At 63.3% G+C, this 13,197-nt stretch carries 10 protein-coding genes; 4 read left to right on the top strand and 6 right to left on the bottom strand.

The genetic code is table 11. From position 1 onward, the window contains the following. From D0550_RS26705 to prmB, 4 genes are all read right to left on the bottom strand, one after another. The coding region (locus tag D0550_RS26705; protein ID WP_116812251.1) for a type IV pilus assembly protein FimV at positions 1–2,825 on the bottom strand (2,825 nt) is incomplete at its 3' end. A 174-nt stretch (positions 2,826–2,999) separates the two neighbouring features. Then, positions 3,000–4,022, bottom strand: coding sequence for an aspartate-semialdehyde dehydrogenase (locus tag D0550_RS26700; protein WP_116812250.1), 1,023 nt, complete (start codon positions 4,020–4,022; stop codon positions 3,000–3,002). A 119-nt stretch (positions 4,023–4,141) separates the two neighbouring features. After that, positions 4,142–5,248: a chorismate synthase gene (gene aroC, locus D0550_RS26695; protein WP_116812249.1), complete on the bottom strand. Its 1,107-nt coding sequence runs from the start codon at positions 5,246–5,248 to the stop codon at positions 4,142–4,144. A 106-nt stretch (positions 5,249–5,354) separates the two neighbouring features. Further along, complete coding sequence (gene prmB / locus D0550_RS26690; RefSeq protein WP_116812254.1) at positions 5,355–6,368, bottom strand: 50S ribosomal protein L3 N(5)-glutamine methyltransferase; 1,014 nt, start codon at positions 6,366–6,368, stop codon at positions 5,355–5,357. Between the two features lie 27 nt (positions 6,369–6,395). Here prmB and D0550_RS26685 point away from each other — a divergent pair, with 27 nt between their 5' ends. The 3 genes from D0550_RS26685 to epmA are packed head-to-tail and all read left to right on the top strand — an operon-like array spanning position 6,396 to position 8,873. Next, positions 6,396–7,028 (top strand): SCO family protein, encoded by a 633-nt coding sequence (locus tag D0550_RS26685; RefSeq protein WP_116812248.1) that lies wholly within the window; start codon positions 6,396–6,398, stop codon positions 7,026–7,028. 10 nt (positions 7,029–7,038) lie between these two features. Next, positions 7,039–7,920 carry an archaetidylserine decarboxylase gene (asd, locus tag D0550_RS26680; protein ID WP_116812247.1) on the top strand — a complete coding sequence of 294 codons (882 nt, stop codon included), beginning with the start codon at positions 7,039–7,041 and terminating at the stop codon, positions 7,918–7,920. Further along, positions 7,917–8,873 (top strand): EF-P lysine aminoacylase EpmA, encoded by a 957-nt coding sequence (gene epmA / locus D0550_RS26675; protein ID WP_116812246.1) that lies wholly within the window; start codon positions 7,917–7,919, stop codon positions 8,871–8,873. Before asd ends, epmA begins: the two co-directional genes overlap by 4 nt. Here the strand turns inward: epmA and D0550_RS26670 are convergent, their stop codons facing one another. Then, the gene (locus D0550_RS26670) at positions 8,874–9,857 is read right to left on the bottom strand and encodes an aldo/keto reductase (RefSeq protein WP_116812245.1); all 984 of its coding nucleotides are present in this window, start codon (positions 9,855–9,857) and stop codon (positions 8,874–8,876) included. A 132-nt stretch (positions 9,858–9,989) separates the two neighbouring features. Further along, the gene (locus tag D0550_RS26665; protein WP_161966067.1) at positions 9,990–12,587 is read right to left on the bottom strand and encodes a serine/threonine-protein kinase; all 2,598 of its coding nucleotides are present in this window, start codon (positions 12,585–12,587) and stop codon (positions 9,990–9,992) included. A gap of 127 nt (positions 12,588–12,714) precedes the next feature. On the opposite strand from D0550_RS26665, the gene D0550_RS26660 reads away from it, so the two are divergent. Beyond that, complete coding sequence (locus D0550_RS26660; protein ID WP_116812243.1) at positions 12,715–13,197, top strand: GAF domain-containing protein; 483 nt, start codon at positions 12,715–12,717, stop codon at positions 13,195–13,197.

Below are 13,197 nucleotides of genomic sequence, written 5' to 3'. Positions count from 1 at the left end.
GGCTCGGAGATGTGTATAAGAGACAGGCGTTGCGTCGGCTCGCGGTCCTCGCTCGAGGCGAACAGCGGCTCGCCCACATCCAGATCGAGCCCGCCGCGCGGCACTTCCTGCGTGCGCTCTTCGCTGCCGAACACATCGCTGGAGAAAATGTCGTCGTCCTTACGCGGCTGACGCACGGTGTCGGTGCTGGGGCGCGCCTCGGTCAGATCGTCCAGATCCAGGTCGATGTCGGTCATCGCCAGCGAGCTCTTCATCGACGCCGTCGAATCCACATCCGGGCGCGGATGCTCGGCCGTGTCGCCACCGCCGCCGGTCAGATCCACCTGGTCGATATAGATCGTGCCGGTGCTCTCGATGTCGCCATCGAAGCGCTCCGCGATTCGCGGCGCTTCCATCGTGCGATCGAAGCTGCTCAGCGACGGCGCCAGCTGCGTCATCTCGTCGTCGCGCAACGGCCGCACGTCTTCGATCGTGTCCTTGTCGAGCGAATGCGTGTCTTCCAGGGCGCGGCCCTGATCGAGCGAGTCCGCATCCAGGCCCAGATCGTCGATCGACAGCTCGGCGGTGTCGCCGGTGCTGGTGCCCTTGCCGAACAGCGCGGTGTCGACCTTCTCGCGCACGGTCTGCGCGGTGCGATCGATCATCGGCGACTCGATGGTGGGCGTTTCCTGCGTGCGCGCCAGCGCGTCGATTTCGCGCGTGCGCTGTTCCTGCGTGTCGTCGTCGTTCGGCTCGTCGAGCAGGAAGTCCAGGTCGCTGGCGACCTGCGTGGCGTCCGTCGGGCCACGGCGCTCGCCGCTGGCGAATTCCAGATCCAGGCCCTGGCGCTCCTCGCCCGACGGCTCGGCGAACAGATCGACGTCGACGCGGTTCTCGCCGCCTTCCAGGTTCACGTCGACCAGACCGACGTGGCTGCCCTCGCCCTGGAACATGTCGTTCTCGGGGGCGATCTGCTTGCCCATGATCAGGACCTTGTCCCACTCGCCCGGCGCCTCGTCGGCACGGCTCTCGTACAGATCGCGCGCGGTGTCGAGGAACAGATCCTTGTTGCCCCAGACGAAGTAGATCTCCAGCAGCTTCAGCTTCAGGTCGCGGCGCGACGGCTCACGATCGATGGCGATCTTCACCAGATCCGCGGCCTGGTCGTAGAGACCGTAGGCCATGTGGAAGTCGGCCTCGGCCAGCGCGTCCTGCTGATCGAAGCGGACCGCGGACTCGCTGCTCAGCGTGTCGTCGGCGCCGAAATCGGTGGCCGCGGCCGCAGCAGCGGGCTCGAAACCACGAGCCGGCTCGCGACGCGTGGTCGGCGCAGGCTGATCGAAATCCAGACCGTCATCCAGATCGGTGTCGAGGTTGGTCTTCACCAGACCCGCGTCGTCCTCGCCTTCCACGAGGAATGCATCGGCGCGACCACCCTTGCTCGACGGCGCGAGCGCACGGGCCGGACGCTCCGACGGCGGATCGAACGCCAGCTGCGTATTGAACGAATCGAGTGAATCGTCCTCGGCTTCGCGACGACGGCGCATGAACAAAACACCGAGCAGCAGGGCAAGACCCGCTGCGACCACCGCCCACCAGTAGTCGGTGATGCGCTCGACCAGCGTCTGCTCGGGCTCAACCGGCGCGGCCGCCGGAGCCTGAGCGGGTCGCGGTGCGGGTTCGGCGACCGGCTCTTCGGAAACCGCAGTCGACTCGTCGGACGTCGGCGCCTCAGCTTCCGTGGGCACCTGCTCTTCGGCAGGCGGTTCGACCGGCGTCGGATCGACATTGCGCTGAGCCTGAGCCAGGCCCGGGTTTTCCACTTCGAGACGACGGTCCGGCGGCGTCGCTGCGCCCGGCGCAGTCGACGGACGCGACGGCTGCTCTTGAGCCTGCGTCTGCGGCGCCGGTGCCGGCGCAGTCGTTGTTTCTTGCGGCGTCACCAGCCGCAGGCGATCGGCTTCGGGGATGGTGTCGGCGACGATGCCGCCCGCCCACTCCGCCGTCTGCCGCGACACTTCCGCGGTGGCTTCGTCGTTGGAGATCGCTTCGATCTCGGACAAGTCCGGAATGCGCAGCACGCTGCCGGCACGCAGCCGATTGATGTTGTTGCCGCTGAATGCCTGCGGATTCGCGCGGAACAACGCGATCATCGTGCGGTTGTTGACGCGACGGTTGCCGGGGTTGGCGGCGGCCGCAATCTTCGACAACGTGTCGTTGCGCTGAACGGTGTACTCGCTGCCCGGCGAGGCAAAGATCTGTTGATCGGTCGACGGCTCGATGCTCTGGGCAGTCGGCTCGGGCGCCGGCGTTGCACGCGGCGTCGGAGCAGGAGCAGGCGCTGGCGTCGGTTCAGGAGCGGGCGTCGGACGACGCTCGATACGGCCTTCCGCGGTCGTCGCCGACTGCGGCGTCGTGACCGGAGCAGGCGCTTGGTTCTGCGACGGCATGAACACCGGCGGATCGAGCAGCACGGTGTACTCGCGAACCAGACGGCCACGGGCCCAATTCGCCTCGACCAGCAATGTCACGTACGGCTCGGTGACTGAACGATTCGAAGTGACCTTGATGGTCGCTTTGCCCTCGCGGTTACGGCTCACCGCGAAGTCGAAGTTGCTCAGGTACGCGGGCCGATCGATGCCATAGCGGGAGAAGACGTCCTGGCCGGCCAGGGCGACTTTCAAGCTGCCCAACTCCTCGGCAGTCGGCGACAGCAGCTCGATTTCCGCATCGAAAGGCTGATTCAGGGCGGAATTGAGGCGGATCTCCCCCAGTCCCAGCGCATACAGCGTCATAGGGGACAGCAGGGCGCCCGTCAGCAGCAGGCGCGGCAGGTGTCTTCTCATCAGCACTCCCGGTACGTGTCCCGAAGCATCCTTTTGCGATGTCAGGGTGCCTGCCGCAAGGCGTTATGCAACGACCTTATGGCAAGCGCCCTTGCTACAGATGACCAGCGCGCCCAAGCCTCGAAGTGCATGAAAACTTCATGTGCTTCCTGACGTTAGGCGCGCAACTATAGCTCACAAATACTCTTTCACCAAAATCTCGGCGATTTGGACGCTATTTAACGCTGCTCCCTTGCGAACGTTATCGGACACAATCCACAGATTTAGACCCCGGTCATGACTGATGTCTTCCCGGATGCGTCCCACGAACACCGGATCGGTGCCGGCGGCCTCGGTGACGGGGGTGGGATACCCGCCGGGCTTGCGCTCGTCCATCAGCACCACCCCAGGGGCCTTGCTCAGCAGTTCCCTGGCCTCGCCCTCGGTGAGCTTGCGTCGGGTTTCGATGCTCACGGCCTCGGAATGGCCGACGAACACGCCGACGCGCACCGCCGTGGCATTCACCTTGATGCTCTGGTCTTCGAAGATCTTCTGGGTTTCCCAGTGCATCTTCATCTCTTCCTTGGTGTAGCCGTTGTCCAGGAACACGTCGATCTGCGGCACGCAGTTGAACGCGATCTGCTTGGCGATCACCTGCGGGGTCACCGTGCCGCCCTTGAGCAGGGTCTCGGTCTGCGACTGCAGCTCGTCCATGGCCTTCTGGCCGCCGCCCGACACCGACTGATAGGTCGCGACGTTGATGCGCTCGATGCCGGCGGCATCGTGCAACGGCTTCAGCGCCACCAGCATCTGCATGGTCGAGCAGTTCGGGTTGGCGATGATGTTGTGCTTCTTGTAGCCCGCGATGGCGTGCGGATTGACCTCGGTCACCACCAGCGGGATGTCATCCTGATAGCGGAACTGCGAGGTGTTATCGACCACCACGCAGCCGGCCTGTCCGGCGCGCACGGCTTGCACTTTGGAAACGCTGGCACCGGCCGAGAACAGGCCGACGTGCGCCTTGCTGAAGTCGAACGTCTCGACGTCTAGAACGGGTATCTCTGTGCCTTTGAAGCGAATGGTTTTGCCGACGGATTTGGCGCTCGCCAGGGGAAACAGCTCGCCCACGGGAAAATCGCGCTGTTCCAGAATCGACAGCATGTTGCCGCCGACCAGACCAGTCGCACCCAAAACCGCCACATTCCAACGCTTGCTCATGACTCCAGAACTCAGTTACTCGCCAATGCACCGGCTGCGCGACACCATGCCGCCCAGCCTGAATTCAGACCTGTCCCCTTTTTAACCTAACCTTGCTAAATCGGGCCGCGCACACTACCTCAATCGCCGCCGGGAAGCAGCGTCCCAAGCGCGAATTTGCTCTGCACGTCGCCATTCTGAGCACGCTGCCGGAGATAGTGATCCATCAGCACCAGCGCCAGCATCGCCTCGGCGATGGGCGTGGCGCGTAGTCCTACACAAGGGTCGTGCCGCCCGGTCGTGACAACCTCGACGGGATTGCCGTCCAGATCGATGGAGCGGCCCGGCACGATGATGCTGGAGGTGGGTTTGAGCGCGATGCTCACCAGGATGTCCTGGCCCGAGGAGATGCCGCCCAGCACGCCGCCCGCATTATTAGAGAGAAACCCCTGCGGCGTGATCTCGTCGCGATGCTCGCTGCCTCGCTGGCTCACGCTCGCGAAGCCCGCACCGATCTCAACACCCTTCACCGCATTGATGCTCATCATGGCAAAGGCGATGTCCGCGTCCAGCCGATCGAATACCGGCTCGCCGAGCCCGGCCGGCACGCCGCTGGCGATCACGTTGACGCGCGCGCCCACTGAATCGCCGTCGCGGCGCAGGTTGACCATGTATTCCTCGAGCTCCTCCAACCGCGACGGGTCGGGGCTGAAGAACGGATTGTCGTAAACCGTCGCCAGCGACTTCGGCTCGAGCACCAATGGGCCGAGCTGCGCGAGATATCCCTGAATGCTCACACTGAGCCGCTCGCGCAAATATTTGCGAGCAATGGCGCCGGCCGCGACGCGCATCACCGTTTCGCGGGCCGAAGAGCGTCCGCCGCCGCGATAGTCGCGAAAGCCATATTTCTGCTGATAGGTGTAATCGGCGTGCCCGGGGCGGAAACGATCTTTGATCTTTTCGTAGTCGCGCGAGCGCTGATCCGTGTTCTCGATCAGCAGCCCGATCGGCGTGCCGGTGGTGCGGCCTTCGAACACGCCGGACAGGATTCTCACCTGATCCGGCTCCTTGCGCTGACTGGTGTGCCGCGAAGTGCCGGTGCGGCGCCGTTCCAGCTCCGGCTGAATGTCGGCTTCGGACAATTCCAGCCCCGGCGGACAGCCGTCGACGATGCAGCCGAGCGCGGGCCCGTGGCTTTCGCCGAAGGTGGTGACAGTAAAGAGCTTGCCTAGGGTGTTGCCGGACATGTACGGAGCGAAGTGATTCGTGACTAATGACTAATGACTGGTCAGAAAGAGCAACCGGGATTCTACCCACAGACCGGGCAAGCCCGCGCTGCGCCCTGCTCGCGTTTTACAGACTTTCTTTGCGCTTCGCGGTCAGCTCTTCTCTGGTAAGCAGAAACACCCCGCCGCCGCCGCGCTCGAATTCCAGCCAGGTGAACGGCATTTTGGGCCGCGCCGCGGCCAGCGCATCCTCCGAATTGCCCACCTCGACGATCAATATTCCGTGCGGCTGCAGATGCGCGGCGGCCTGATCGATGATCCGGTGCACGATGTCGAGACCATCGCTGCCGCCATGCAAGCCCATCACCGGCTCGCGACGATACTCCTCGGGCAGGCCCGCCAGCTCCTCATCGCCCACGTACGGCGGATTGGAAACGATCACGTCGTAGCGCTCGTCCTTCAGGCCGTCGAACACATCCGACTGCACCGCGCGCACGCGCTGCTGAAGGGCATGACGATCGATGTTCTTGCGCGTCACGGCCAGCGCATCGGGCGACAGATCTGCCGCATCGACCTTGGCCTTGGGGAAAGCCAGCGCGCTGGCGATCGCGATACAGCCGGAGCCGGTGCCGATGTCCAGAATGCGACGCACCTTGGTGGGATCGATCCAGGGACGAAAGCGCGCTTCGATCAGCTCGGCGATCGGCGAGCGCGGCACCAGCACGCGGTCGTCGACGTAAAACTCATGGCCCGCAAACCACATGCGATGAGTGAGATACGCCGCTGGCACTCGCTCGCGAATGCGCCGCTCGATCAGGCCGAGGGCCTTGGTTCGGTGCGCAGCCTTGAGCGTCTGGCCGTACACTTCGTCCGCTTCGTCGTGGCGCAACCCAGCCGCGAAAAACACCAGCTCGGCCGCTTCATCGACGGCGTTGTCGGTGCCGTGCCCGAACCAGAGTTCCGCGTGCGCAAATCGTTCAGCGGCGAAGCTGATGAGCTGCGCAACTGTTGCCGGCTCAGGCGCGCCAGCAACGGGTGAAGCCGGCGTTTTTGCCCCACGGGCCTTGCTCGCGGTGGCTCGTCCCGGGATGGAACGCAGTTTCGGGGTGGACTTCCTGGGGGCGGTTTTCTTGGCGGGCATGCGATACTTCGCGCCACGAGGAGACAAATGAGTCGAGCAAAATCGATAGGACTCGCGGCGTTGGTCGCTATTGTAGCGATAGCGGCAGGCATGCTGCTGTCACGCGCACTGCTGGATCGCTCCGGCGGCCCCACCCTGGCCAGGGCCACGCTGCTGGAGCCGGCCCGGCCGCTGCCGCCCATGGCATTCATCGACCAGCAAGGTCAGCCGTTCGGACTGGAGCAGCTGCGCGGCCACTGGAGCATTTTGTTTTTCGGCTTCACCTCGTGCCCGGACGTGTGTCCAATGACGCTCGCCTTGCTGGCGCAGGTCGAGAAGAAGCTCGCCGATCTGCCGGCCGAACAGCGCCCGCACATCGTGCTGGTGTCGGTGGATCCCAAGCGCGACACGCCGGAGCGGCTGGCACAGTACGTGAAATCGTTCAGCCCGACCTTCACCGGGATCACGGGCGACGCCGTTCAGGAGTTTGCGCTGAAGATGGGCGTGCCCGTGGCGATCTCGGAACAGCCCGGCGGCAACTACACCGTCGATCACTCCGCCGCGATTTTCGTGGTCGACCCGAGCGGCGCACTGCGTGCTCTGTCCTCGACGCCGCACGAAGTGCCCATCATCGCTGAAGACTATCGCAGCCTGGTTGCTGCCTATCCGCCGTCCTCATGACCGTCGATTCATGACCGAAATCCCCAACGTCAGCGCTGGCGACCGGCTGTTCGCCGCGCTCCAGTACCTCCTGCCCAAACACCTGATGTCGCGCGTGATCTACTCGATCACGCGCAGCGAGTCGGCGTTCGTCAAGAACACCTTCCTGCGCATCTTCCTCAAGTTATTCGATATCAACATGGCCGAGGCGGCGCAGCCCGATCCATTTGCCTATCGCACCTTCAACGATTTCTTCACTCGCGCCCTGAAGCCGGGCGCCCGCCCGATCGCCATCGAGCAGGAATTCATCGCCAGCCCCGTTGACGGCACCGTGAGCCAGGTCGGCGAGTTGCTGAACGAGTCGATCCTGCAGGCCAAGGGCCAGCACTACACGCTGCAGGAGTTGCTGGCCGGCGATGAGGAGTCCATCACCACGTATCGCAACGGCAGCTTCGCGTGCATCTATCTCGCGCCGTACAACTATCACCGCATTCACATGCCGTACGCGGGTACGGCGTTCAAGAACATTTATGTGCCGGGTGAATTGTTCAGCGTAAACGCATCGACAGCGCGCGCCGTGCCCCGAGTGTTCGCTCGCAATGAACGTCTGATTTGTGAGTTCACGACGCCGATCGGGCGAGTCGCCGTCATTCTGGTCGGCGCGCTGCACGTCGGCAGTATCGAAACCGTGCACTGTGGTGAAGTGAATCCGCCGCCGCGGCGGCGCAAGCAGCCGGAAATCATCGCCAAAGGCGTCGGCCACGAGTTCGACAAAGGCGAGGAACTGGGCCGCTTCAACATGGGCTCGACCGTCGTGCTGCTGTTCGAGCGCGGCCGCATCCACTGGGACTCGTCGCTGCACCCGAATTCGACGGTGCAGCTCGGCCGTCCCATTGCCCGGATCGTGCAATGAGTAACGACTGGCGCCCGACAGCGGCCATTGCGACGCTCGAGGTTCGGGCGTCCATGCTGCGAGCCGCGCGGGAATATTTCACCGCCACTCGCGCGCTCGAGGTCGATACGCCGACGATCAGCTCGGCTGCCGTGACCGATGTGCATCTGGCGAGCGTCGCCGCGACCACCATCGGCCGTCGGACATTTCTGCATACGTCGCCCGAATACGCGATGAAACGTTTGCTCGCTGCCGGCTGCGGCGACATCTGGCAGATCTGCAAGGTGTATCGCGACGGCGAGAGTGGCCGCTCGCACAATCCCGAGTTCACCATGATCGAGTGGTATCGGCTCGGCATGGACCATCACGCCTTGATGTCGGATGTCGAGCGTCTGATCGGCGCAATGCTGCCACCGTCACGTGCCTTCGACCGCTCCGAGCGGCTCACTTATCGGGAAGCGGTGCAGCTGCACGCCGGCATCGATCCGTTCGACGACCCGCTGGCGGTGCTGATCGCGCGACTGGAAAGCGCCGACATCGAAGTGCCGCGCGATGTGCAGAACGATCGCGACGCGTGCCTGGACCTGATCATGGGCATCCTGGTCGGCCCGCAGCTCGGCCACGATCGCCTCACGTTCATTTATGACTATCCCGCTTCGCAAGCGGCACTGGCGCAAATTCGCGGCCCGGTCGCATCCCGCTTCGAGGCGTACATGGATGGGCTCGAGCTGTGCAATGGATTTCACGAGCTCGCCAATGCCGCCGAACAGCGCGCTCGATTCGAACGCGACCTCGCCGAGCGCAGCAAACGCGGCTTACCGCCGATGCCGATGGATGAGCGGTTCCTCGCGGCGCTCGAGCATGGACTGCCGGAATGCTCCGGTGTCGCGCTCGGCTTCGACCGCCTCGTGATGTGTGCGACCGGCGCCAAACATATCGACGCCGTGCTCGCGTTCCCGTTCGACCGCGCCTGATCAGCGATCGACCAGCTTCATGAACGCCTCGCTGTAGCGAGAACCGGACACTTGTTCCTCGCCGATGGCGTCGAGCTGCTGCATCTCCTGCGGCGTCAGCGTGACTGAAGCGGCGGCGGCATTCTCTTCGAGATACTTGCGCCGTTTCGTGCCCGGAATCGGCACGATGTCGTTGCCCTTCTGCAGCACCCACGCGAGCGCAACCTGTGCTGCCGTCACGCCTTTCTTCGTGGCCGCGGCCTTCACTTCTTCGACCAGGTGCAGATTGCGATCGTAGTTTTCGCCCTGAAAGCGCGGATCGCGACGCCGGAAATCACTTTCGAGCGTCGAGTCCAGCCGCGGCGCCGTGCCCGTGAGGTATCCGCGACCGAGCGGACAATACGGCACGAGGCCGATGCCCAACTCGCGAATCAGCGGAATGATCTCGGGCTCGAGATTGCGCTCCCACAACGAATATTCACTCTGCAGCGCAGAGATCGGATGCACGGCGTGCGCGCGCCGAATGTTTGCCGCGCCCGCCTCGGACAGCCCCAGGTAGCGCACCTTGCCCTGCTTCACCAGCTCGGCCATGGCACCGACCGTCTCTTCGATCGGTACCGCAGGATCGACGCGATGCTGATAAAACAGATCGATGTAATCCGTGCCCAGCCGCTGCAAGCTTTCGTTCGCGACCTTGAAAACATTCTCCGGCCGGCTGTTGACGGCGCCGAGCCGGTCCTTGGAAGTCAGATCGAACCCGAACTTGGTCGCGATGACCGCCTGCTGGCGCTTGCCCTTGAGCGCCTTGCCGAGCAGCTCTTCATTGATGTACGGCCCATACACTTCAGCCGTATCGAAAAAATTCACACCGAGCTCGAGCGCACGGTGAATGGTCGCGATGGACTCGGCATCGTCGCTCTCGCCGTAAACCTGAGCCATGCCCATGCAGCCCAGGCCGAGCGCCGACACCGTCAACCCTTGAGAACCCAATTTACGTTGTTGCATGGTGACCTCGATACTCAATCAATCGTCGCGGTCGGCATTATTGCCGATGCGCCGCGCGCCGACGATGCACGAAGCCGCAGGATGATTGCCTGAACATGCATCGCGCCGCAGCCCTCGACAAGTCGCCAGAATTCACTGAACGAGGGGGTAGGGCTTTTCCAGGTCACGCAACTGACGTTGCACCGCTGCCAGAGCAGGATGTGCAGGCGGCATGATCTTTTGCCGCAAGCTTGCGGCCTCATCGAGTAAGGTCCGCGCGCCGTTGGCATCTCCAGCCTCGCTGTGCATGTCAGCCAACACGCAAAGCGCCTCTGCCAGCCGTACCGGCTCGTCCTGCTTGCGCAGACTGGCGACGGCATCTTCGAGATCGTTCTTTGCATCGGCGGTGTTGCCCATGGCGAGATTCACACGACCACGCTCCATGGTAATCATTACGTGCCGCCGATCCTTCGGGTCGAAGCGCTGAGCTGCAATGGTCTGCGCTTCAGTGAGCGCGACGCGCGCGTCGGCGAGTTTTCCCTGCTCGCGCAAGGCACCAGCTCTCTCGAGCAACGAACTCACCAACTGCGGACTCCCCGGCCCGACTGCCTCGCGCTTGAACGCAATCGCCTGATCCGCCTGCTGCAGCGCCTGCTCGAAGTCACCGGCTTCACGGTACACACCGGCCAGATTGTGATGCGCGATGGCGAGATCCAATTGGTCCGGCTCGCGCCCCGATTCGTAGATGCGCAACGCTTCGAGCAGCGCATCCTCGGCGCCCTTGTAATCCGCCTTCGCTCGCAACAGCGTCGCGAGATTGTTCTGCGCACGTGCCACGAGGAAATGACTCTTGCCGAGCATTTCAATCTGCCGCGCGACGAACCGTCGAAACAGCGGCTCGGCCTCATCGAGCTTGAATTGCCGCCGCAGAATGTAGCCCAGCGTATTCAGACCGTTGGCGTACAGGTCGTGACCTTCATAAACGGCACCATCCAACAGCGGCAACGCCTCGCGTGCATAGCGCTCAGCATTGACGTAATCGCCCGACTCGCCGTACGTGAATGCCAATCCTTGCAGCACATTGCCAAGTGTTCCGTGCTCTGATGCGGGCAGCGCGCGCGCCCCCGCCTCGGCTCGCAAGTGATATTTGATCGCGTCCTCGAAGCGCTGTTCGGCGCGAAGATTGGCGGCGATGGAGTGCAGCAAGCGCGCCCATTCAGCATCGTGCTCCAAACCCAGGCGGATTCGGATCAGCTCCGCTTCGCCGAACGCTTGCTCGGCCAACGTGAATTTCGACATCGAGTGATGCACATGGCCGAGTGCTTCCAATGCCCGCGCCAACTCGACATCGGTCTCGCCAAACAGCGAGCGCGCCACACTGACTTGTCGTTCCATCAAGCTCAACGCTTCGGGCATCAAACCCAAGCCGCTGTACGACTGGCCCATCTTGCGCATGAGCGCCAGACGCAGCCGCGGTTCATTCGTGAGATCGCGATCGATGCGCGCCGCCGCGGCGTCGAGCGCATCGCGTGCTGTCACTTCCGCGCCCCGTGTTTCATTGGGATTGGCGCGACGAAACACGTCGATCATGAATTCAGCAACTGTGTCGGCGGCCTTGCGCTCGCGTTGCGCGATGTCGCGCTCCTCGGAAAGCCGAGCGGTGTAGAACGAGATGAGCGTGACGATCATCAGCACCGACGCCGTCACGCCACCCACCGCCCACATGTTCCGACGCAGGAACTTGCGGGCGCGATATGTCCACGTGTCCGGTCGCGCCTGGACCGGCCTGCCATCGAGATAATTCTGAATGTCCGCCGCAAGCGCCGCCGCCGATGCATAGCGACGATTGGCATCGCGATGCATGGCTTTGAGCACGATGTTGTCGAGATCGCCGCGCAGCTCGGCAGCGAGTCCCCGCCGATCCGTTTCGGTGCGAATGCGCGCACTCGGCGGTGCGGGAGTGGTGAGACCGACGATTCGCGAGATCTCACTCAACGACAGGTTCGCGAACTCGAACGGCCGCTGGCCGCTCAACAATTCATACAGCAGCACGCCGAGCGCATAGATATCCGACGTCGTGCCGACCGGTTGGCCGAGCAACTGTTCCGGGCTGGCATGATCCGGCGTCAGCACGCGATCGATCTGCTGTGTCGTCGAATGATCGGTGCCGCGGCCCGCGCTCAGAAGCTTGGCGACACCGAAGTCCAGCAGCTTCACTACGCCCTGATCGGTGACCAGAATATTCGAAGGCTTCAGATCGCGGTGGATCACCAGATTCTGATGCGCGTACTGCACGCTCGCACAGACCTGCTGCATCAATTTGAGCTTGGCTGCAGTGTTGAGCCGGCCGAGCTTGCAGTAGTGATCGATGCGTGTGCCGGCGATGTGCTCCATCACCAGATACGGCGTGCCATCGGACATCTGACCGCCGTCGAGCAGTCGCGCGATGTTCTCGTGCGACAGACGGGCGAGAATCTGTCGCTCCGCACGGAAGCGAGCCGCGAGGTCCGTGACTGCAGGGCACCACTCGACGACCTTCAGCGCCACCGACTGCTGATATTCCTCATCGGCACGCTCGGCGAAATACACCGAACCCATGCCGCCACGTCCGAGCAGGCGCACAATGCGATAGCGCCCGATGATTTCCCCTGGCGGCAGGTCGCGTCGGATGATTGCAGCAGGGTTTGCATGATCCGGCGTGGGATCGAGGGCCGCGCTCGGCGCGGGCTCGGGGCTGACTCCCGGCTCCATAGTTCGTCCGCTGATGTTTGTTACAGATCGAAGCCGTGCGCAGCCTACACGCGCCGTCGACATTGCTGAAGAAGCGGGATCACACTGCGGAGTACAATGCCTTTACTGGTAATAATCGAGTTGCGCCATGCATGAGAGCCACATCGACCCCACCCAACCAAAGTCAGTGCTTTATCGGCAACTAGTCGAGGAGCTGCGCGCTCTGATTGAGAATGAGACCGATTGGATCGCCAATCTGGCCAACAGCGCCGCGCTGCTCTATCACTCGCTGCCCGATCTGAACTGGGCGGGCTTTTATCTACTCAAGGACGGCGAGCTGGTGGTCGGCCCCTTTCAGGGCAAACCCGCATGCGTGCGTATCGCGCTAGGGAGAGGCGTGTGCGGAACCGCCGCTGCGCAGAAAAAGACCCAGGTCGTGCGTGATGTGCACGAGTTCGCAGGTCACATCGCGTGTGACTCGGCGTCGAACTCGGAAATCGTGGTGCCGATGGTTCGCGACGGCGAGCTGATCGGTGTGCTCGATCTCGACAGCCCGAAGCTGGCGCGATTCGATGAGGAGGACCGGAACGGTCTGGAAGGATTCGTGGCGGCGTTGCTCGCCGCCACGTGA

The sequence above is a fragment of the Steroidobacter cummioxidans genome, assembly GCF_003104955.1.
Note: the sequence above shows the minus strand (reverse complement) of the source record. Positions and strands in the feature narration are given on the sequence as shown.